This is a genomic window from Petroclostridium xylanilyticum, from assembly GCF_002252565.1.
Lineage (GTDB): Bacteria > Bacillota > Clostridia > SK-Y3 > SK-Y3 > Petroclostridium > Petroclostridium xylanilyticum.
This window is the reverse complement of the sequence record NZ_NPML01000019.1, coordinates 415,505-436,459: the sequence shown is the minus strand read 5'-3', so window position 1 is coordinate 436,459 and position 20,955 is coordinate 415,505. Positions and strand designations below refer to the sequence as shown.

Below are 20,955 nucleotides of genomic sequence, written 5' to 3'. Positions count from 1 at the left end.
GAGGCTGAGGAATATGAAAAGTGCCGTTGCAGTTGATATTCTTAAAGAAAGGCAAGATTTCATTATTTGTAATTCCAAAGAACAGGCAGGAAAACTGAAATGTGATAAAGACAGCGTTGCAGGCTCGGTAAGCCAGAGGGCATGCGTCTATTGTGGTGCAAGAGTGGTTTTAAATCCCATAACTGATGCTTTTCATATTGTCCATGGCCCCATAGGATGTGCAAGCTATACATGGGATATCCGAGGCAGTTTGTCAAGCGGTGCGGAGACATACCGCAACAGTTTTTCCACTGATATCAGGGAACAGGATGTTATTTTTGGAGGAGAAAAGAAACTTTCCAGCGCAATTGATGAAATTATGAACAATTTTGGTCAGGATGCCAAAAAAGCTCCAAAAGTAATATTTGTCTATGCCACTTGTATTATCGGAGTTATCGGCGATGATATAGAAGCAGTATGCAAAGCAGCAGAAAGGAAATACAATATCAGGGTCATTCCTGTAAAATCTCCGGGGTTTGCAGGAAATAAATCTATGGGTTACAAAGCTGCGTGTCATGCACTCATCAACTTAATGGGAGAAAATAAACCTGACGAAAAGATAGAAGGCATCAACTTTTTGGGAGACTTTAATCTGGCAGGTGAGATGTGGATTCTCATCAATTATCTCAAACAAATCGGTCTGAAGGTTGTTTCAAAAATTACAGGAGACGGAACATGTGAAGAAATTATGCAGGCACCAAAAGCAACATTAAATATTGTACAATGTGCGGGTTCTATGACTTATCTTGCCAAACAGATGGAACGACTTTATGATATTCCTTTTATCAAAATCAGTTTTTTTGGAATAGAGGATACTAAACTTTCATTAATGAGGATTGCACAAGCAATAGGAAATAAGGAAATTATTCAAAAGACAAGACAATTTATTTATGAACAGGAACAGACAGTGCAGCCCAAACTGAATTATTACCGCAGCAGATTAAAAGGCAAAAAGGCTGCAATATATGTAGGTGGCGGATTTAAAGCCATTTCTCTCATTAAACAGTTTAATGACCTCGGTATGAAGACAGTAATGGTAGGAACTCAGACCGGGAAGGAAGAAGACTATGAAATGATTAAAAATATATCGGATGTTGGTACTGTCATTTTAGATGATACCAATCCCTACGAATTGGAAAAATTTATTTTGGAAAAAGGTGCGGATATCCTTGTCGGAGGTGTCAAGGAAAGACCGCTTGCATATAAATTGGGGATCGCATTTTGTGACCATAACCATGAACGGAAGCACCCTCTTGCCGGATTCGAGGGAGCAGTGAATTTTGCCAAAGAGATTGATCTGACAATCAACAGCCCGGTGTGGAAACTTATCTCAATTGTCAATTAAATCGGGGGTATCAAAATGAAGAATCGAAATTTTGTAAATCTTAATATAAACCCATGTAAAATGTGTATGCCTATGGGGGCGGTAATGGCTTTTAAGGGAATAGAGAACAGTATGATGATTCTTCACGGTTCCCAGGGCTGCAGCACATATATTAGAAGACATATGGCCACTCATTACAATGAGCCTATTGATATTGCTTCTTCATCACTTACCGAGCAGGGGACAGTATATGGAGGAGCAGAAAATCTAAAAAAGGGCATTAAAAATGTGATGAAGCTTTACAACCCGCAAATTATTGGCGTTGCTACCACATGTCTTGCGGAGACAATAGGCGAAGACATATCACGTATTGTTACAGAATTTCTGCAACAGGAAAATATACGCGATGTAACTGTTATTCCCGTTTCTACACCCGGATACGGTGGGACCCAGTTCGAAGGATATTATAGTGCACTCAAAGAGATTATAAAATCTATTGCTAGAGACACTACAAAGAATAATAAAATTAACATCATTGCGGCCAATCTAAATCCGGCAGATATTAGACACATCAAAGAAATATTGAAGCTTTTCAACATCGAATATATACTTTTACCGGACATATCCACAACATTGGATGCACCCTATTCAAAAGAATACAGAAGAATACCGGAAGGGGGGACAAAGATTTCTGACATTGAAAGCATGGCAGGTTCGATAGCGACTATTGAAATGAGTATTACAATTGATGACAGATATTCACCTGGTAAATATCTTGAAGAAACCTTTGGTGTACCATTGTATAAATGTTCAATCCCAATGGGATTAAGAAACACTGACGAATTTATGAACCTTATCTCACAAATCTGCGGCAGACCCATTCCACAGCAGTTAAAAGAAGAAAGAGGAAGATACTTGGACGGAATGATTGATTCCCATAAATATAACGCGGAAGGCAGAGCAGTTGTATTTGGAGAACCGGAACAGGTGTATGCAGTAACCCGGCTGTGTTGTGAAAATGGAATCAAGCCTTTGTTGATTGCAACCGGAACCAAAAGTGAATTATTGAACAGTTATTTAAAAGAAGACCTTGACAGTGTTGGAGAACCCTGTTTAATTCTGGATGATACTGACTTTGAAACCATACAGAAATACGCAAAAGCTTTTCATGCTAACCTTCTTATTGGAAATTCTGATGGAAAATGGATTGAAGAAAAAGATGGAATCAGCTTGGTTAGAATCGGCTTTCCTGTACATGACCGGGTAGGCGCCCAGAGGAAAGTCAATACAGGATATGATGGGTCTATGCGGTTCCTGGACGATATTACAAACACTCTTTTAGAGGATAAAGAAAAGAAATATAGAAAGAGTATGTACCAAAAATATTATAAGGATGGCGGAAAGGGGGAAGAAAGGACAATGAGAAACATGGTACAGGTTGTCAGACCAGATCTTGAAATAAAGAGTAATGACGGGAAAACTGCCACTCACCCCTGTTACAATCAGGAATCACATGATTGTGCCAGAATGCATATCCCGGTAGCTCCAAAGTGTAACATCAGCTGTAATTATTGCAGCCGAAAGTACGATTGCCCCAATGAAAGCAGACCTGGGGTAACAAGTGAAGTATTAACCCCGGAACAGGCTCTTGAAAAATTTATTGAAGTAAAAAGTAAGCTGGAAAACTTGACAGTAGTGGGAATTGCAGGACCGGGAGACGCTCTTGCCAATTTTGACAAGACCAAAAGGGCATTGGAGCTTATAAGACAGATAGATCCGGAAATAACTTTTTGTTTATCTACTAATGGTTTAATGCTGCCGTTTTATGCTAATGATTTAATTCAATTGGGAGTATCCCATGTAACCATTACCATTAACGCAGTAGACCCGAAAATTGGTGCAAAAATATATAAATATGTTGACTATCTAGGAAATAGATTAGAAGGTGAAGAAGCGGCTTGGATTCTAAGGTACAATCAACTGTCAGGGCTTAAATATCTAGCTGACAGAGGGGTTATATGTAAGGTTAATATTGTTATGATCAAAGGAATCAATGACCATCATATTCAGGAAGTAGTCAGGAAAGCAAAAGAATGCGGAGCATTTATGACCAACATCATGCAAATGATTCCGGCACCGGGGAGTGTTTTTGAAAGCATGCCCTTGGTAAGCAATATAGAATTAAATGAGATGAGGAAAAAATGCGAGGTTGATTTAAAGCAGATGTACCACTGCCGGCAGTGCCGGGCTGATGCAATTGGCACATTAGCAAATGATTGTTCCATTCATTTTAGAAACAAATCCTGTAATGCATCAGGATGTATTTCTCAAAAAAAGGAAAATGAGATACCGGCAAAATATAAATACAGGTTTGCTGTGGCTTCCAAAAGCGGAATGCTTATTGACCAGCATTTCGGTCATGCAGAAGAATTCTATATTTATGAATATAGAAACGGTGAAATCACATTTATAGAAAAGAGAAGCGTAAATAAATATTGTACAGGAACAGAAGATTGCGATATACATGAGGATAAGATTCAAAAAATCATCCGGACAATTAAGGATTGTAATGGAGTACTTGCTTTAAGAGCAGGCTATGAACCTATAAAAAAACTAAAGCAGCGGGGAATTAAAGTTATACAGATGTATGAGGAGATTAATAAGGGAATTGTACGTGCAGTAGAACAGATGGAGACTGAAGAGGTTTGTGCTGTAAATTAATGAAGGAGGAATTTATCGTGGTAAAGCCAAAATATCATATTTTTGTTTGTACAAGTTCAAGACCTAATGGTCAGCAGAAGGGATTTTGCCATTCCAAAGCTGGCGTTGAGATTGTGAGCAGATTTATGGAGGAAATTGAAGAACGGGAGTTAAGTGATGAAGTAATGGTTACCAATACGGGATGTTTCGGAATATGCAATAAAGGCCCTATTGTGGTAATATACCCGGAAGGGACCTGGTATGGCAATGTATCTCCTAACGATGTACAAGAGATTGTTGAGTCTCATATTGAAAATAATCAAAAAGTAGAAAGATTGGAGATATAATGAGAAATGAATATAAAAAAATGAAAGCGATCATAATTAGTTTAGCAGTGGCAATTACTTTGGTTTCAGGCTGTGAATCTAAAAAAGGGTTGTGTCAGCACAACCTGAAGAAATCATGGTATTTGCTGCAGCAAGCTTAACCGAAAGTTTCGAAGAGATTGGAGAAAAGTTTAAAGAAAAGAAAAATGTAAATAAAGAATTCTGCTTCAACAAAATACTGGATATTATGGTACTTAAAGGCTGGATACAGGAGTGAATTACATGGCTGTTGTTTTAGACGAAAAATTAAAATTTATTACTGACAGGACAATTCCTGAAATTTTAAAATTTAACAGAAATATTAGAAAAAAAGATTTGTTAAAGTTTTGTATCATGCTTGGCAAACTGGGTGTTGATTTTATAGAGATCAACAGGGATGCTTTTGAAAAGATAGAAGTTCTGCTCCGGGGTATGGAATTTATTTATAGAATTGAAGATGAGAAGGATATAGCAATATGTGCCGATAACCATTTTAAACATTGTGTAGTGAATTGCAAACAATTTTTATATAGTCAGTTTGAGCTTGTACAAAGGCTAAAAGCTGCCAATATAACCATCGAAATTAATCTGAATGATATAAGCCGGGGATACAAATTGACCCGTTTAAGAAGCTTTATAGATTTTAGCAATATATACTGCCTAAGAATTTACGGGTTAAACAAATTCATATTACCTGAAGGGATAAGTATGGCTAAGAAAATCAAAGAAAGCCTGAATGTGAAAGTGGATGTTTGCCCTGAAAACAAATATTTTATGGCTACGGCAATAGCAGTGGAAGGGATAAGGCATGATGCAGATTTTATAACTACTGCTTTTGCAGGGTATGGAGGCAGATATGGATTTGCTGCTCTGGAGGAAGTACTGTTAGCACTGCAAATAATAGATAGCTTGAAAATAGATGGAGATACCGGACTATTCCCTCAAGTATGTAAACTATATAGAGGACTCACAGGGATAGATATACCAAAAATGAAGCCAATTTTAGGTGAAGACATTTTTAAATATGAGTCAGGAATTCATGCAGATGGTATAGAAAAGAACCCTTGTAACTACGAGCCTTATGAGCCGGATAAAGTCGGGCAAAAGAGGAGGCTGGTCCTGGGAAAACATTCAGGAACAAGGGCGGTAGTAAGTAAGTTAAGAGAACTCGGGGTTAATCACGAAAATATAGATATATCCCGTGTGTTAGGGAAAATTAGAGAAAAAAGCATTGAACTGAAGCGGGAAATTTTTGACCATGAATTAATTCAGATTTGTGAAGATAATTCATTCGGCAGATTAAAAAAGGCAATTTAGAATGCGCCTTTGTTCCCATGAATACCAATGGAAGACGGTGAAATGTATGGAGGTTTACATTGTAGATACTACGCTGCGTGATGGAGAGCAGAAGGCCGGGTTGGCGCTTGGAAGCAAGGACAAAATTGAAATTGCTAAAATCCTCGACAGAATAGGTGTCTATCAAATTGAAGCAGGTACACCGGCTATGGGTGGGGACGAGAAAAAAAGTATAGAAAAAATGATGGAACTCAATTTGAAAAGTAAGATATCTGCATGGAACAGGATGAACCTTAAAGACATTGAACAGTCAGTGGAATGTGGTGTGGATATTATCCACATTTCGGTACCGTCGTCGGATATTCATATCAAGTCAAAATTGAATAAAGATAGGATCTGGGTAGTGAATAATATGAAAAGGTGTATTTGCTTTGCTAAAGAAAAAGGCTTTGAAGTAACAATTGGACTTGAGGATGCTTCCAGGGCTGATTTTATGTTTTTAATTCATATCTGTGAAATAGCGTTGAGTCTGGGGGTTCGGCGGATAAGATATGCAGACACGGTAGGTATATTACATCCACAAAGGATATTTGAAGAAGTGAAGCAAATATGCACAACGGTAGATGTAGATGTGGGAATACATGTGCACAATGATTTTGGAATGGCGGTAGCAAATTCCATTGCTGCAGTACAGGGTGGGGCAAAATATGTTGATTGTACTATTGGAGGAATCGGGGAAAGAGCAGGGAATTGTAATTATGTTCAGTTCATCAAAGCGTTGGATGCATTTTCATACATTAATAAAAAAACAGACATAAAGAATTTAAAGGAAGCAGAAAGAGAGATAAGAAATATTTTTAACAGTCCATTATTTACAAGGCATTGATTTTAAGATTCATTTTGATTTCTATAAATTGTTAACCATAACTATAAACTTATTGATGAATTAAATGTCCATCTTAAGTAATAATATCTCCATATCAGTAAACAATATGTAATGGAGGTGGTGAAGGTTGGACAACAAAACATTATCACAAATGGAAAAACTGCAGATGCAGGAATTGATGAAAACGCAGGCTTTGTGTTTAAAGAAGGCTAAGATGTACGCAAACCAAGCTCAGGATACAGAGATCAAACAGGTACTGGAGATTTTAACAAGCAGGAATGAAGGGCACATATATAACTTATCTTTGGTAATGCAGGAAAATGGTATATCTACCGATGAATTAATACAGTAATGGAGGGAAAACATGTATTCTTTAGGCATGTCCAGTGATACGCAATTGAATGAAAAAGAGATTTTAACCGATATGCTGCAAGGGGCAAAGCATATGGCTGCTTGCTATATAAATGCAGCACTGGAATGCAGCAATGATGTAACAAGAGAATCCCTTGCAAAACTGGCACGGGAAAAGGTAAGAGATGCCGGCTTGATATATAAAGTTATGAGCCAAAAAGGGTGGTATAAGGTAGAGCCCGCAAAAGATGTACGGAAATCTACAAGTATCAATCCGGATAATATCCAGTAAGGGAAGCAGGGACGTAAATTTATAATAGAAACAATTGTTAACTTATTTTATAAATTGGGTTGACAATTGTTTTTTTTTCATTTATTCTATTTAGTATAAGGGAAGTATATTTGAAGAATATTATGAAAACAATATTTGAATAATACTTGGGTGCATTTAATCTAGTTGATGAATGTTATGGAAAGAACGTAAAAAAATATACATCCATAATACTCTTCAAAATAAAAAAATGCACCTTAGTGTAAGTTACATAATTAAAATAGAATAAGAAAGTGAGGTCAATCAAATGAATTTCAAGACAAAGGATATGATTTTAGTGGCATTATTTGCTGCATTGACAGCCATAGGAGGTTTTATTAATATCAAAGTATACGCAGTTCCCTTAACACTGCAACTGTTTTTTTGTTCCTTTGCAGGTATTTTGCTAGGCGCAAGACTCGGAATGATGTCTCAGCTAATTTATGTAATGGTAGGATTAATAGGAATTCCCGTATTTGTATACGGAGGTGGACCGGCATATGTGCTTAATCCGACTTTTGGATATTTAATAGGATTTATTGTTGCAGCTTATGTGATGGGTAAAATTGTTGAAACCTTCAAGGAACTAAGCTTTATAAGCATGATTATTTCTGTAATGACAGGATTTGTTATAGCTTATGCAATTGGAATTCCATATTTTTATGCTATATATAACTTCTACCTTGGCAAATCTTTACCTTTTCTAAAGAGTATAACCATGATGACACCTTATATGGTTAAAGATTTGATATTAGCTTTTGTTGTTGCGCTAACAGCATGGAGAGTACTTCCTATATTAAGAAGTACCGGAATAGTTCCGGCACCCAAAAAAATAAGTGCTTAAAATTTTATATTGCATAGTTTTCTTTGTGGGGGCAGCACATTGGGCTGCCCTTAAAATTGTAAAATGCGAACTGTGAATTTTTAAAGCAAAGGGGAAAGTAACATGATCAAAGCAATGGAAGAGAAAGTCATGAATGGTCAGCCAATAAGCTTTGAAGAAGCTATTATGCTGATGCAAACTGACGACGTGGAAAGGCTGTTCACAGCTGCAAACAGGATACGTGAGAAATTTAAGGGCAACAAGGTGGATTTGTGCACCATTATGAATGCAAAATCTGGAAAATGTTCTGAAAACTGCAAATACTGTGCACAGTCGGGCCATTATCACACAGGAGTGCCGGAATATCCGCTTGTGAGCATAGAAGAAGCTATCAAAATGGCTAAGGAAAATGAAAAAGACGGTGCTCACCGCTTTTCATTAGTCACCAGCGGAAGAGACCTTTCGGGTGAAGATTTTGATAAAGTAATTGAGATCTATAAAGTTTTGAAAAGGGAAACAAAACTACAATTATGTGCTTCTCATGGGATCATATCTTATGAACAAGCAGTAAGGCTTAGAGAAGCGGGAGTAACCATGTATCACCACAACATTGAGACAAGCCGTGATTATTTTGATAAGATTTGTGACACCCACTCCTATCAAGACAGGATAGACACTATCAAAAATGTAATGGCTGCAGGCCTGGATGTGTGCTGCGGTGGTATCATCGGGATGGGGGAAAGTATGGAGGACAGGATAAAAATGGCTTTAGAAATAAGAGGATTAGGTGTTAAATCCATTCCTGTTAACGTGCTCAATCCAATAAAAGGAACTCCTCTGGAAAATGCAGAAAGGCTAACTCCTATAGAAATTTTAAAGACTATGGCTGTGTTCCGGTTTATCATTCCTGATGGGTTTATAAGATATGCCGGAGGCAGAAATGCACTAGGGGAACTCCAAAGACTAGGGTTTAAAGCCGGGGTGAATGCAGCTCTGGTGGGAAATTATTTGACTACTGTAGGAAATGTAATATCTGAAGATATTAGAATGATAAAAGAAGAGGGTTTGGAAGTTTGAGTGAGACTAAGGCAGTTAATTTCAATTTAACGTGTAGAAAAGTCAACTATTTTTATTGACATACTTTTAAAACTATGTTATTCTCAAAATGTAAAATTTTTCTTGTTAAAAATTTGACTTATTTTACTTTCAAGCTGCAGGAATGTAGCAAAAATTAAGTTCAGAGGGGGAGAGTTCTTGTGAAAAAAGTATTACTCATGGGTGTTACATCTCTCTTAGTATTATCCATGCTGGCTGGTTGCGGTACTAAGCAGGCAGAAGCACCTAAAAATGCAGCCCAGGAACCAGCAAAAGAAGCAACTAAGGAGACACCAAAGAAAACACAGCAATCGGAATCAGGTGTAAGTTATAAAGACGGTACATATAAAGCAACTTACAGCCATTTAGATAGTCATGGTTGGAGACCGTTAGTAGAAGTTACTATCAGTGGCGGTAAAATTACAAAAGCTGCTATGAACTATGCTAAACCTGATGGAAAATTAAAATCTGACGATGCTGACTATGCTAAAAATATGAAAGCTAAATCCGGTATTACTCCAGCAGAAGCTTATGCGAAAATGAATGAGGACCTAGTAGCAAAGCAAGATATTGCTAAAGTTGATGTAGTTACAGGTGCTACCAGTTCATCTGAATTTTTTAAAGAACTAGTTGCTAAGGCTTTGGAAAAAGCAAAAACCGGTGATACTACCGAAACAGTATTGCCTATGAATGATACTTATAAAGCAGCTGATAAACCTGACGAACGCGGCTGGAAAGCTGAGCTTGCTGTTACTTTCAAAGATGGTAAAATTGAGAAAGTGGTTTATAATGAAGTGAACGACAAAGGTGAAAAGAAAAGAGAAAGTAAAGAATATAATGATAAGATGAAAGAAAAATCTGGCATCACTGCAGCAGATGCCCAGGCTGCTTTAGAAAATGCGTTGATGAAGAGTCAGGATCTTGAAAAGGTTGATGTTGTAACAGGTGCAACTAGTACTTCCAAGAGATTTCAAGAGTTGGCAAAACAGATTGCTGCTCAAAGGGTAGAATATAAAAAATAATAGTTCTAAGAGTAAGGAGCACGGGAATAATAACCAGGCTCCTTATTTTCATGGGTGGAAATGATATTTTAATTTGATTGTTTCATTTCTCTGCCAGAACCTTAACTGTCTCATCAAATATGGCATAATATAGTGGTCTAATCCGAAAGCTCTTCCCGCGCCTCCTAACATAGGAATATGGGCAAGCAGTAAATAAAGCTGTCCTGTTCCGGACAGGAAGAAATTAATATTCATAAATATAGCTGCGACGGCACCCAAGAAGGTGAAGGCTCCACTTAAGAAAGCCGCTGCAATAAATAGTTCGGTTAAAGTAATGGTAATCTGGAACAGCAGTGGGTTTGCATATATTATATTTTCCACAAACCAGATATAAAATGCTGGTGAATTTGGACCTATAAGCTGTAATGAAGCTCCGGATACCAGTTTGTCTCCAACTGACAGCCAACCATGAGATACCTTATCAATAGCAGAAAATAACCATACAAAGCCTAAAGCAATTCTGGTGATGGCCAGCCAGTAAGACCTTGAACGTGCATTAAAGTGATCAATCAATGTTTCTAGAAGCAGCGGTTTGCGCCTTGTCCTGGATAGAAAGTGGTGCTGTAAATATTCTATGCAACTTTCAATTCCGCCCACTTCGAATAAATAATGCAGATTTACCATGTGCTTCATAGCAGTTGCAAACAGCCATGACATTCCAACACCCATGATATCTGCCACAGCATAAATGCTGCCGATGGATACCATTATACCGTGGAATTTGGGTTTAAATTCCTTCTTTTCTTTGAGACCTTTAATATCATTAGCAAGGTTGTGAGCAGCAACATCAGCAGTTTGTAAAGCTGCCTCAACAAAAGGAGGAACTCCATTACCCTTTTCATCAGTAGAATAGGCGTTATCGCCGATTGCATATACTTCCGGATGGTTTACGGCCTGAAGATATTTGTTTACTTCTATTCTATTTCTTTTTGTTAATTTTAATCCAATTTCTTTTACGATGCTATTTGCCTGTACACCGGAAGTCCATATTACCGTTTGAGTCTTAATGGTTTCTCCAGTCTTGAGGGTAACAGAGTTTGGAGTAACTTCGGTAATAGCAGCATTGGTGATAATTTCAACCCCATTTTTGGTAAGATAGTTTACCCCTTTTTTATTAATCTACGCAGAGTATAAAAAAGCAGCATGAGGTAAAATGATGCATATAAACTTCTAAAAAAGTAAATACTTATCTATGAAATTAGCACAAGTTATTAGCATGCAGTACTAATCAACTGCTAATAGCCCAAAATCTATAAATAGAGAGGTGAGAGTATGAAGAAACTATTCGTAATCATGCTATGTACATTACTAATTGTTGGTACAGTAATTGGTTGCGCAAGGGCAGGTACACAACCTTCGCCAGCACCATCGCCAACTCCGGCAGCATCGCCAACACCGGTACCATCACCGACAGCATCGCCAACACCGGTACCACCGGCTGCCGGAACTGCTCAAGGTTTAAAGGATGGTACTTACGAGGCTGAGTCTACCCGCAGTGAAAAAGGATGGTATAAAGGCAAAGTCACTATTAAAGATGGTAAATTTACTGTCATGGAATTTACAAAATATGACAGCGAGGGTGAAAAGGTGGACTTAACGCAGTACAAATATCCACAAGGAGTGGAAGCAGTTCAAACATATCCAAAAAAGTTTATAGAAGTCCAGGATGCTTCAAAAGTTGATAAAATTTCAGGTGCAACAACTACTTATAACGCATTTCAGGAAATCATAGGAAAAATCAGGCAACAGGCAGCAAAATAATGATACTTAAATATAACAGGGATGATCGAAAACATATCCCTGTTATATTTTTTATGAAGATAATACTTTAAATAAAGTGTTTTATGTGCTATTATTTTAACGGATAATTTACAAACAGGTGAGTTTTACAGTTGTTAGGTTTATAATATTTGTTTGCACTGTAAAATCATAAACTTAGATCTGGGGGAAGCTTACGTGAAATTTATTTTGAGACATTTAAAGCCGATATTAACAATATTGTTCATTGCTATTATTTTTTCAGGATTTACCCTGGTTAATCCCTTAGAAGAAAAATCATTTTCTAAGACAAATTTCGCGCTATCAACAGTGATAAGTATCAAAGCATTTGGGAACAATTCGGAGAAAGCCGTAGAGGCAGCTATGGACAGGATTCAAGAGATAGAGAATAGGATGAGCGCTTACATAGAGGGCAGCGATGTATGGAATGTGAATCACAGCGGATCTAAAGAAGCTGTAAAAGTTAAGCCGGATACCCTTCAGGTTGTGAAGAGAGGATTATATTATTCCCGGCTTACAGGAGGAAATTTTGATATCACCATTAAGCCCCTGGTAGACTTATGGGCAATCAATACCGAGCGCCCGAGGGTACCTGAGCCTCAACAAGTTAATGAGGCAATCAAAAAGATAGGATACCAAAAAGTGCAGATAGATGAGAAGCAGGGGACTATTAAATTATTACAGGAAGGAGCCGGCATTGACCTCGGTGGAATTGCAAAGGGATATGCTGCCGATGAAGTAATTAGAGTTTTAAGGGAACATGGAATTAAAAGGGCCTATGCAGATCTAGGTGGAAATGTAATAGTCCTGGGGAAGAAAAAGATCGGATTGATGGAATATATTACTTCCTGGATCAGGGGTAAAAAAGTTCCTAGGGAACAGGACTGGAAGATAGGTATTCAGGATCCCTTTAAAGGCAGGGGCTTATATATGGCGATAGTAGAAGTCTCGGATAAGGCGGTTGTAACTTCAGGCCCTTATGAAAGAAATTTTGAAAAAGACGGAAAACTGTATCATCACATTCTAAGCCCCTATACCGGATACCCTTCTGCAAGTGGTTTGGTAAGTGCTACAATTATTGCTGATAACTCTACAGACGCTGATGCGCTATCCACCAGCCTATTTCTATTGGGGGAGGAAAAAGGGCTGCAGCTTATTGAATCACAGCCGGGAATTGAAGCTATCACCATTAATCAGTATAAGCAGGTACGGATAACAAAGGGATTGGAAGGGAAAATAAGAATAACCGATAAAGAATATCAACTAAAATAGTATGATGTAGGCGCATTTAATATTTTTGAAGAATATTATGGAAAGAACGTTGCGAAAAGGCTTAGAGCCTAGAATAATATTTTTCAAAAATAAAATATACGCCCGTATGATGTAATGTATTAAGTGCAATTTACATAGATATGTAGGTGAGTTATGAATATATTATCCAACTATCCGCAAATAATAGAAGAAATGAACTTAATAGAGGAGACACTGCTTCGCAGCATTCGGTCCAAGCAGCCTTTAGTTACCAAAGCTACTCAGGATTTATTAAAGTCAGGTGGAAAAAGATTAAGGCCGTTACTCATGGTACTTTCTGCTATGCAGGGAGAGTACGATAGAAAAAAGATTATTCCTTTAGCTGCAGCAATTGAGATCCTGCATATGGCAACATTGATACATGATGATATTATTGACGATGCACATCTGCGCAGAGGTTCTCCAACCATACAGTCCAAATGGGGAAAGGACATTGCGGTATTTACAGGGGACTTTTTGTTTTGCAAAGCATTTTTGTTGATTTCAGGCTATAATGATATAGAAAATACAAAAAAATTGGCCCGTGCAATCAGGGTGGTATGTGAGGGCGAAATCCAGCAGTACCACTATAGATATAGAACTGATTTAAGTGTGATTGGCTACCTTAAAAGGATAGCTGCTAAAACAGCCATTCTATTTAGCGTAAGCTGCTATATTGGAGCTTATGAGGCAAAATGTAATAGAAAACTGGTTAATGCTTTAGCGAATTTTGGAATGAATATGGGAATGGCGTTTCAGATTACTGACGATATCTTGGATTTTACCGGTGAAAATGTTTTAATGGGTAAACCGGCAAGTAACGATTATACCCAGGGGATTTATACATTACCTATCATATATGCGCTGCAAAACGGGGATTATAGCAAAATGCTGAAAGAATATCTTTTAAAAGAGCAGCATACTGACGAGACATTCATACAGATTTCCAATATTGCCTTTCAATCGGGAGGCGTAGATTATGCACGAAAGCTGGCAAAAAAATATCTTGATAAAGCACAGCGCAATTTAAAAGCATTACCAGAAGGAGCAAGCCGGGATATTATGCAGGATGTGTTGGATAGGTTAATTAATAGGAATGCTTGAATTACTGGAGGGCTTATCAATGTCATATAAAGATCTTCAGGAATTTGTTCAAATTCTTGAAAAAAAGGGTTTATTAAAGAGGATAAAGGTAGAAGTAGATGCTGAGTTGGAAATTACAGAAATTACAGATAGAGTTTGCAAAAAAGGAGGACCGGCTTTACTGTTTGAAAAGGTAAAAGGTTCAAAGTACCCTGTATTAATGAATGCGATGGGTTCTTATGAAAGAATGAATCTTGCCCTGGGTGTAAATAATCTTGATGATATCGCACAGGAAATTCGGGAATTGATAAAACCTTCAAACTATATAGGCTTTGTCAATAAAGTAAAAGCTGCTCCTAAATTGCTGCAACTGGTAAATATTTTTCCTAAGAAGGTAAGCAAGGCGCCCTGCCAGGAGGTTGTGGAGGAACCTAACCTGGATACCCTTCCTGTTTTGAAATGTTGGCCGGGGGACGGCGGCCGGTTTATTACATTGCCTCTTGTATTTACCAGGGACCCTGAGAGTGGAAATATCAATATGGGAATGTACAGGATGCAGGTTTATGATCAAAAAACTACCGGAATGCACTGGCACCTGCATAAAGATGGCCGGGAAAATTTCAACCGTTATAAAGAAAAGGGAAACAGGATGCCTGTTTCGGTAGCGATAGGGGCGGACCCTGCCGTTATATATTCTGCTACAGCGCCATTGCCTAAAGAAATCAGTGAATACTTGTTTGCCGGATTTTTAAGAAAGAAGCCGGTGGAAGTAGTAAAATGCATCACAAATGATATTGAAGTACCCGCTCATGCAGAATTCGTTCTGGAGGGTTATGTAGACCTGAATGAATTGAGGGTGGAAGGGCCTTTTGGGGACCACACAGGATATTATTCCTTAAAGGATAAATACCCTGTTTTTCATGTGACATGTATCACCCATAAGAAGAATCCGATATATCCTGCCACGATCGTGGGAAAACCTCCCATGGAAGACTGTTATATAGCCAAGGCGACTGAGCGGATTTTCCTTCCGGTTTTGCAGATGCAAAATCCGGAAATCGTGGATATTAACATGCCGTTGGAAGGTGTTTTTCATAACTGTGTCATTATTTCTATCAAAAAAAGCTATCCCGGGCATGCAAAGAAGATAATGAATACTGTCTGGGGCATGGGGCAGATGATGTTTACAAAAATGGTTATTGTAGTAGACCATACCGTAAATCCTCACGACCTATCCACGGTTGCCTGGAAGGTTTTTAACAATATAGATGCGAAAAGAGACGTGCTCATTGTAGATGGACCGCTCGATGCTTTAGACCATTCATCACCTCTGCCTCATTACGGACATAAAATGGGAATAGATGCCACAAAAAAATGGCCGGAAGAAGGACACAATCGCGAGTGGCCGGAGGATGTAGAGATGAGTAAAGAGATCAAGGAATTGGTGGATAAAAAGTGGAAAGAGTATGAGATAGACTAATTCAATTGAAAATTGAGAATGCATAATGCAGAATTAGTTTTATGTAGGGGTGGCCCTATGGGAAGTGAAATGCAAAAATTAAAGGAGATATGGATGTGGGAATATTACAGTATGGTAGTAAGATAATAACAAAAGTTAAACATTTCAGTGACATGGTAATTTTCCGGCATACCCTGTTTGCCCTGCCTTTTGTTTTTATAGGGGTATTGGTGGCACAGGATGGGATACCGTCAATTTCAAAATTAATATGGATATTACTTGCCCTGCTGGGAGCCAGGAACGGGGCAAATGCCTTGAATCGTCTGGTGGATAGCGATATAGATGCGGCAAACCCAAGGACAGCGGTCCGGCATATTCCCAGGGGAATATTAAAAAAATGGGAAGTGCTGTTATTTATCATAGGCTGCTTTATATTGTTTATTGTTTCAGCGTTTATGCTTAACCCTATCTGCGTATACTTACTACCTATACCGTTATTTTTATTTATTATATATTCTTATACAAAGCGGTTTACCTGGCTTTGCCACTTTGTCCTGGGAGCAGCTGTAGGGGGAGCGCCTATGGGCGGTTGGCTTGCAGTCAAAGGACAATTAATTTTTCCTGAAATTATTACGCCGTTCATATTTTGGGCTGTAGTTGCTTTATGGGTAGCTGGTTTTGATATTATCTATGGGACACTGGATTATGAATTTGATACCAGGCATGGAATTCATTCCGTTCCGGCTCGTTTTGGTATAAAAGGGGCTTTGAAAATTTCTGCGCTATGCCATTTGGCTGCGCTTATTTTACTGTGTATAGTGCCTCTGTTTTATACAATGGGTTGGGCTTACTATATAGCTGTTGCCATCGTAACAGCCATGTTAATTTATGAGCACAGGATTGTATCGCCTGAAAACCTTACAAATGTCCAAATTGCCTCATATAATGTGAATGAATTGGTAGGTATTGTGATTTTAATAGGAGTATTTATTGATGTTATTTTTGGCTGACAGTATTATATAAATATTTGAAAACTAATAGTATGAAAATAGTGGGGAGTGGACAGTGGGGAGTAAAACCGAAAGCACAAAAAAATCCGTTTTAGCAGGAAGAAGGGCTTCGACATGGGGACGGTTCGTCTGTCGAATGCGCTTTTCATGCGACTGAGGAACCGTCCCCATGTCGAAGCCCTGAGCAATCAAGCATATTTTCATCATTATTTGTGCCGGGTGCGCCCGGCGTGGCAGTTAATATGATAAAAATTTTTTGTGAATAGAAAAAAATAGAAAATATTTTCATTGACAAACATATAATGCTATGATATATTAAATGTGCGAGTCTTTCTATAGTAAATAAGTATATATTATATCTCCTTTTTGCTTGGAGTCATAATGAAACATACTATTTTACAATAAGAAGGTCCAAGTCTTTAAAAAAGGAGGTATGTATAATGGCAGATATCAATTTGACATGTAAGGATTGCGGAAGCGAATTTGTTTTCACAGAAGGTGAACAGCAATTTTACGCTGAAAAGGGTTTTACAAATCAGCCTACAAGATGTAGAGACTGTAGAGCGACAAAGAAAGCTCAAAGTAGAAGACCTTTTGGTAACAATCGTAGCGGTGCGTTTAATAGCCCAAGAATATCAAGATACTAAAAACAAGCAAGCAACCGGATTTTCCGGTTGCTTTTGTTTTATCACATATTATGTTCGAAATCTTGCTAAAGGACCATTTGCAGCAAAGGTGTCTGATATGGAGGCAAAGGAAATGTTGAATTCTGGAATTCCGTACGCATAAGGGGTATATTCATATAATTGATAATAAAGAACTATATCTTTTTCTGTTAAATAGAATTTTTGGTTATCTTTGATGCCTTGAAAATCTACCAGCAATGGAATATTCTTTTCTCTTATTTCCTTCTTGATGGTCCTATTAATTCTTTCTATATAGTTGCTGTTCGGGTCAAATAAATCTTTCAACTCATATACTTTAGCTGTTTCCAGATCAACTGTCACAGACTTCATTTGAGTTGTGCCATGAGCCGCTCCTGTCGCATATGAATATTGTTCCAATACCAGGCTCAGTATACCTTTTTGGTTAAGTTTTACCTTATAGCCTCCCTTGATTTCCGACGCATTTCTTATCTGATCATAGACCAACTGCTGTACCTGATCTACAATCAATCCATTTATTTTATCCTGGATTTCTGAATCTTTTAATCCAGCGATTTGAGGATAACTAATATCAAGCCCCCGTCTTCTTATCCTTCTTTCAATGATTTGTGCAGTAATTTCTTCAGCTTGCACTATATCCTTTTTTACTTCCGGTTGTATTCTAATTTCTTTATCTCTATCTTTATCTGTATCTATATCTATATCTTTTTCAATAGGTTTTTCTACTTCTTTCTCTACATTCTTATCTGAACCCTTCACGGCGTATGCATAAGTGCTTTTGCCGACGAACAGCAGAATGATTGCAAAGAAAAACAGCCCGGGTATAAAGTAGTTTTCTATGCTTTTAACTTCTGATTCTGACATAACATCTTGCTCCTTTCCCATTTTATAAAAGCTAAATTCCGTACAATAGCTAATAAAGTTTATTTCTACACTAGCTATGTTATTCTGAATCAGGATAAGATGTTCCAAAAACTAAAATTAAAAAATGAAATAGTACTGGAAATCGGAATAGAATTAATGTATGATGGACTAGGTAAGTTTTATGGCAGAAAGAAGGATTAAAATTGAACGGGAATCATAGACGTTACGTAGTAGGGATAACTGGAGCCAGTGGTGCTGTTTTGGGGCATCGGTTGGTTGAAGAACTCCTGCATAAAGAGTGTAAAGTAGATTTGATTATTACCGGTGCCGGATGCAAAGTGCTTCAGGATGAATTGGGATTATCAGAAATAAAGAAGCAACCCGGACTTAGTATTTATGATATAGATAATATTGCCGCTCCGATTGCCAGCGGCTCAGTGAAGACTCATGGCATGATTATCATTCCATGCAGTATGGGTACACTGGCAAGCATTGCAAACGGTATCTCTTCCAACTTGCTGCAAAGGGCAGCAGATGTTACAATTAAAGAAAGGCGTAAATTAATTTTGGTGCCGAGGGAAACACCACTAAGTACCATTCATTTAAATAACATGCTGCACGTTGCACAAGCAGGTGCAATCATTATCCCCCCCATTCCGGCGTTTTATACTAGGCCTGCTACTGTAGACGATATAGTGAATTTTATAGTAGGCAAGGTTCTCGACCAGTTGGAAATCGAGCATGAGCTTTATGTTCAATATAGTGGATAGTGAGGAGTGGAGATTAGTCTAAACTTAATAAAAGTACTAAGTTCATGGTTTACAGTTAACAGTAATTTTTCCGCAGGTATAAAATTTGTGAACTGAGAGTTATTTTATAAAGGAGTGCATTGTATATGAAAAGGTTGCTTACCATTATTCTATTTTTTATACTATTATTAACTTTTTCTAGTTGTGGTCAATCCAAAAAACAAGAAGTTGTTATCGGTGTAATGCCGGATGTAAATTCAGTGCCTTTTATTATTGCAGCAGAAAAAGGACTGTTTGATGAACAGGATGTAGATGTTGATGTACAGTTATTTATGAGTGCCGTGGAAAGGGATACTGCCTTACAGGCAGGGAAAATAGACGGATGTGTATCGGATATTCTTGCTGCTGTCTTTTCCATACAGGGAGGATTTGATGTAAAGATAACCTCGGTAACTGATGGAGATTACATATTGTTGGCCTCTAAAGATTCAGGTATAAGCAGCATACAACAATTTAAAGCTGCCGATATCGGTTTATCTACCAATACTGTTATTGAGTATACTGTAGACTCAATTTTTGAGAAAAATAGTATAAAAGAAAATGAAATAAATAAAGTGGCTGTACCCAAAATTCCAATAAGGCTGGAGATGCTGGAAAATGGAAAGCTTAAGGGGGCATGTCTTCCACAGCCTTTCGCTGCCCTTGCGCAGTCAAAAGGTGCAAAAGTCATTGCCGCCAGCAGCCAGCAAGGGCTGGCACCCAGTGTGATGGTTTTTAGCAGTAAAGCATTAGGACAAAAGAAACAGGAACTTAAGAAGATTTACAAGGCATATAATAAGGCTGTAGAACTAATCAACAGCAGCCCGGCATCTTTTGTGGAGTTAACCATAGAAAAGGCAAAGTTTCCAGCGGAAGTGAAAGATATATTTCAACTGCCTCATTATGAGAACGCAAAGCTTCCCAAGGAAGAAGATGTACAAGATGTATTGAATTGGATGAAGGAAAAGGGATTGTTAAAACAGGAATTACAGTATAAAAATATGGTTGAAAAGGGTCTTTATGATGATAGAGGTTTTTGACTTAATAAAGCGGTATGTTCATAACGGTACACAATTAACGGCAATAGAGCATTTGGACCTTATTATCAACAAAGGTGAAATTTGCTCTATTATTGGGCCTTCAGGTTGCGGGAAAACAACATTGCTATATATCCTTGCAGGAATTATTGAAGATTATGAAGGTAATATATATATTGATAAACAGCCAATAAAAAATAAACCTGCTAATGTAAGCCTAATTTTACAGGATTATGGGCTTTTACCATGGAAAACAGTATGGCAAAATGTTGTACTGGGATTGGAAATAAAAAGACTAAGTAAGAAAGAACAAAAAGAACGTGGAGAACAGGCGCTTCATCAGGTTGGCCTGTTGGATTACAAATATGCCTATCCTTCCCAGCTGAGTGGAGGACAGAAACAGAGGGTTGCAATTGCACGGGCACTGAGTATGGATGCCAACATTTTATTAATGGATGAACCCTTTTCTGCCCTGGATGCCATTACAAGGGAAGAAGCCCAGGAAACATTTCTCAACCTGTGGGCCAGATCCGGTATGACAGTGGTACTCGTGACCCACAACATCGAAGAAGCCGTATACCTGGGAAATAGGATTGTCATCATGTCACCTTCACCGGGAAGGGTTTTACATGAGATTCAAAATCCTTACCAAGGAAATATAAATTTAAGAAATAGTCCCGAATTTTACGAAATGTGTTCAGAGATTCGAAGAAAATTAAAAAAGTGATCA

The 20,955-nt window shown here is 37.9% G+C and carries 22 protein-coding genes and 1 pseudogene; 20 read left to right on the top strand and 3 right to left on the bottom strand.

Annotated elements, in window-relative coordinates; all coding sequences use genetic code 11:
• The first annotated feature begins 13 nt into the window (after nt 1-13).
• The 11 genes from nifE (at nt 14) to CIB29_RS14170 (ending at nt 10,211) form a co-directional block, all read left to right on the top strand.
• Nucleotides 14-1,384, top strand: a complete 1,371-nt coding sequence (nifE, locus tag CIB29_RS14215; RefSeq protein ID WP_094550755.1) for a nitrogenase iron-molybdenum cofactor biosynthesis protein NifE — start codon at nt 14-16, stop codon at nt 1,382-1,384.
• A gap of 15 nt (nt 1,385-1,399) precedes the next feature.
• The gene (gene nifB, locus CIB29_RS14210; RefSeq protein WP_094550753.1) at nt 1,400-4,084 is read left to right on the top strand and encodes a nitrogenase cofactor biosynthesis protein NifB; all 2,685 of its coding nucleotides are present in this window, start codon (nt 1,400-1,402) and stop codon (nt 4,082-4,084) included.
• 17 nt (nt 4,085-4,101) lie between these two features.
• Nucleotides 4,102-4,410, top strand: coding sequence for a 2Fe-2S ferredoxin (locus tag CIB29_RS14205; RefSeq protein WP_094550751.1), 309 nt, complete (start codon nt 4,102-4,104; stop codon nt 4,408-4,410).
• Nucleotides 4,411-4,501: 91 nt separating this feature from the next.
• Complete coding sequence (locus CIB29_RS18635; protein WP_157910311.1) at nt 4,502-4,666, top strand: hypothetical protein; 165 nt, start codon at nt 4,502-4,504, stop codon at nt 4,664-4,666.
• Between the two features lie 5 nt (nt 4,667-4,671).
• On the top strand, nt 4,672-5,745 hold the full coding sequence (locus CIB29_RS14200; RefSeq protein ID WP_094550749.1) for a homocitrate synthase/isopropylmalate synthase family protein: 1,074 nt from the start codon (nt 4,672-4,674) through the stop codon (nt 5,743-5,745).
• Nucleotides 5,746-5,791: 46 nt separating this feature from the next.
• A complete protein-coding gene (locus tag CIB29_RS14195) occupies nt 5,792-6,610 on the top strand; it encodes a beta/alpha barrel domain-containing protein (protein WP_094550747.1) in 819 nt (272 codons plus the stop codon).
• 127 nt (nt 6,611-6,737) lie between these two features.
• Nucleotides 6,738-6,962, top strand: coding sequence for a hypothetical protein (locus CIB29_RS14190; RefSeq protein ID WP_094550745.1), 225 nt, complete (start codon nt 6,738-6,740; stop codon nt 6,960-6,962).
• A gap of 12 nt (nt 6,963-6,974) precedes the next feature.
• On the top strand, nt 6,975-7,253 hold the full coding sequence (locus CIB29_RS14185) for a spore coat protein (RefSeq protein ID WP_094550743.1): 279 nt from the start codon (nt 6,975-6,977) through the stop codon (nt 7,251-7,253).
• A 286-nt stretch (nt 7,254-7,539) separates the two neighbouring features.
• Nucleotides 7,540-8,115 (top strand): biotin transporter BioY, encoded by a 576-nt coding sequence (locus tag CIB29_RS14180; RefSeq protein WP_094550741.1) that lies wholly within the window; start codon nt 7,540-7,542, stop codon nt 8,113-8,115.
• Between the two features lie 102 nt (nt 8,116-8,217).
• Nucleotides 8,218-9,171 (top strand): biotin synthase BioB, encoded by a 954-nt coding sequence (gene bioB, locus CIB29_RS14175; protein ID WP_094550739.1) that lies wholly within the window; start codon nt 8,218-8,220, stop codon nt 9,169-9,171.
• 179 nt (nt 9,172-9,350) lie between these two features.
• A complete protein-coding gene (locus CIB29_RS14170) occupies nt 9,351-10,211 on the top strand; it encodes an FMN-binding protein (RefSeq protein WP_094550737.1) in 861 nt (286 codons plus the stop codon).
• Nucleotides 10,212-10,259: 48 nt separating this feature from the next.
• Here the strand turns inward: CIB29_RS14170 and CIB29_RS19270 are convergent, their stop codons facing one another.
• Nucleotides 10,260-10,931: a hypothetical protein gene (locus tag CIB29_RS19270; protein WP_242965234.1), complete on the bottom strand. Its 672-nt coding sequence runs from the start codon at nt 10,929-10,931 to the stop codon at nt 10,260-10,262.
• Between the two features lie 123 nt (nt 10,932-11,054).
• Nucleotides 11,055-11,369 (bottom strand): annotated as a pseudogene (locus CIB29_RS19665) (FAD-dependent oxidoreductase); the annotation flags it as partial.
• Nucleotides 11,370-11,522: 153 nt separating this feature from the next.
• On the opposite strand from CIB29_RS19665, the gene CIB29_RS14160 reads away from it, so the two are divergent.
• The 6 genes from CIB29_RS14160 (at nt 11,523) to CIB29_RS14135 (ending at nt 17,518) form a co-directional block, all read left to right on the top strand.
• The gene (locus CIB29_RS14160) at nt 11,523-12,011 is read left to right on the top strand and encodes an FMN-binding protein (protein ID WP_094550735.1); all 489 of its coding nucleotides are present in this window, start codon (nt 11,523-11,525) and stop codon (nt 12,009-12,011) included.
• A 195-nt stretch (nt 12,012-12,206) separates the two neighbouring features.
• Entirely contained in the window at nt 12,207-13,301 is a 1,095-nt protein-coding gene (locus CIB29_RS14155; protein ID WP_198543897.1) for an FAD:protein FMN transferase, read from the top strand.
• 153 nt (nt 13,302-13,454) lie between these two features.
• On the top strand, nt 13,455-14,423 hold the full coding sequence (locus tag CIB29_RS14150) for a polyprenyl synthetase family protein (protein WP_094550733.1): 969 nt from the start codon (nt 13,455-13,457) through the stop codon (nt 14,421-14,423).
• A gap of 19 nt (nt 14,424-14,442) precedes the next feature.
• Nucleotides 14,443-15,882 (top strand): menaquinone biosynthesis decarboxylase, encoded by a 1,440-nt coding sequence (locus tag CIB29_RS14145; RefSeq protein WP_094550731.1) that lies wholly within the window; start codon nt 14,443-14,445, stop codon nt 15,880-15,882.
• A 95-nt stretch (nt 15,883-15,977) separates the two neighbouring features.
• The gene (locus CIB29_RS14140) at nt 15,978-16,871 is read left to right on the top strand and encodes a UbiA-like polyprenyltransferase (protein WP_242965232.1); all 894 of its coding nucleotides are present in this window, start codon (nt 15,978-15,980) and stop codon (nt 16,869-16,871) included.
• A 440-nt stretch (nt 16,872-17,311) separates the two neighbouring features.
• A complete protein-coding gene (locus tag CIB29_RS14135) occupies nt 17,312-17,518 on the top strand; it encodes a zinc-ribbon domain-containing protein (RefSeq protein WP_094550727.1) in 207 nt (68 codons plus the stop codon).
• Between the two features lie 48 nt (nt 17,519-17,566).
• Here the strand turns inward: CIB29_RS14135 and CIB29_RS14130 are convergent, their stop codons facing one another.
• Entirely contained in the window at nt 17,567-18,400 is an 834-nt protein-coding gene (locus CIB29_RS14130; RefSeq protein ID WP_198543896.1) for a DUF3298 and DUF4163 domain-containing protein, read from the bottom strand.
• 203 nt (nt 18,401-18,603) lie between these two features.
• Between CIB29_RS14130 and CIB29_RS14125 the strand changes: the two genes are divergently transcribed.
• The 3 genes from CIB29_RS14125 to CIB29_RS14115 all read left to right on the top strand — a co-directional run bounded on the left by CIB29_RS14125 (nt 18,604) and on the right by CIB29_RS14115 (nt 20,952).
• The gene (locus tag CIB29_RS14125; protein WP_094550723.1) at nt 18,604-19,170 is read left to right on the top strand and encodes a UbiX family flavin prenyltransferase; all 567 of its coding nucleotides are present in this window, start codon (nt 18,604-18,606) and stop codon (nt 19,168-19,170) included.
• A 125-nt stretch (nt 19,171-19,295) separates the two neighbouring features.
• Nucleotides 19,296-20,228, top strand: coding sequence for an ABC transporter substrate-binding protein (locus CIB29_RS14120; RefSeq protein WP_094550721.1), 933 nt, complete (start codon nt 19,296-19,298; stop codon nt 20,226-20,228).
• Nucleotides 20,209-20,952: an ABC transporter ATP-binding protein gene (locus tag CIB29_RS14115; RefSeq protein WP_198543895.1), complete on the top strand. Its 744-nt coding sequence runs from the start codon at nt 20,209-20,211 to the stop codon at nt 20,950-20,952. The genes CIB29_RS14120 and CIB29_RS14115 overlap by 20 nt, the downstream gene beginning before the upstream one ends.
• Nucleotides 20,953-20,955 lie beyond the last annotated feature (3 nt).

What these genes read in the sequence shown, in the direction of transcription:
- nifE (WP_094550755.1), top strand. Translation starts at nt 14, where the DNA reads ATGAAAAGTGCCGTTGCAGTTGATATTCTTAAAGAAAGGCAAGATTTC.
- nifB (WP_094550753.1), top strand. Translation starts at nt 1,400, where the DNA reads ATGAAGAATCGAAATTTTGTAAATCTTAATATAAACCCATGTAAAATG.
- CIB29_RS14200 (WP_094550749.1), top strand. Translation starts at nt 4,672, where the DNA reads ATGGCTGTTGTTTTAGACGAAAAATTAAAATTTATTACTGACAGGACA.
- CIB29_RS14195 (WP_094550747.1), top strand. Translation starts at nt 5,792, where the DNA reads ATGGAGGTTTACATTGTAGATACTACGCTGCGTGATGGAGAGCAGAAG.
- CIB29_RS14185 (WP_094550743.1), top strand. Translation starts at nt 6,975, where the DNA reads ATGTATTCTTTAGGCATGTCCAGTGATACGCAATTGAATGAAAAAGAG.
- CIB29_RS14180 (WP_094550741.1), top strand. Translation starts at nt 7,540, where the DNA reads ATGAATTTCAAGACAAAGGATATGATTTTAGTGGCATTATTTGCTGCA.
- bioB (WP_094550739.1), top strand. Translation starts at nt 8,218, where the DNA reads ATGATCAAAGCAATGGAAGAGAAAGTCATGAATGGTCAGCCAATAAGC.
- CIB29_RS14160 (WP_094550735.1), top strand. Translation starts at nt 11,523, where the DNA reads ATGAAGAAACTATTCGTAATCATGCTATGTACATTACTAATTGTTGGT.
- CIB29_RS14150 (WP_094550733.1), top strand. Translation starts at nt 13,455, where the DNA reads ATGAATATATTATCCAACTATCCGCAAATAATAGAAGAAATGAACTTA.
- CIB29_RS14145 (WP_094550731.1), top strand. Translation starts at nt 14,443, where the DNA reads ATGTCATATAAAGATCTTCAGGAATTTGTTCAAATTCTTGAAAAAAAG.
- CIB29_RS14135 (WP_094550727.1), top strand. Translation starts at nt 17,312, where the DNA reads ATGGCAGATATCAATTTGACATGTAAGGATTGCGGAAGCGAATTTGTT.
- CIB29_RS14130 (WP_198543896.1), bottom strand. Translation starts at nt 18,400, where the DNA reads ATGTCAGAATCAGAAGTTAAAAGCATAGAAAACTACTTTATACCCGGG.
- CIB29_RS14120 (WP_094550721.1), top strand. Translation starts at nt 19,296, where the DNA reads ATGAAAAGGTTGCTTACCATTATTCTATTTTTTATACTATTATTAACT.
- CIB29_RS14115 (WP_198543895.1), top strand. Translation starts at nt 20,209, where the DNA reads ATGATGATAGAGGTTTTTGACTTAATAAAGCGGTATGTTCATAACGGT.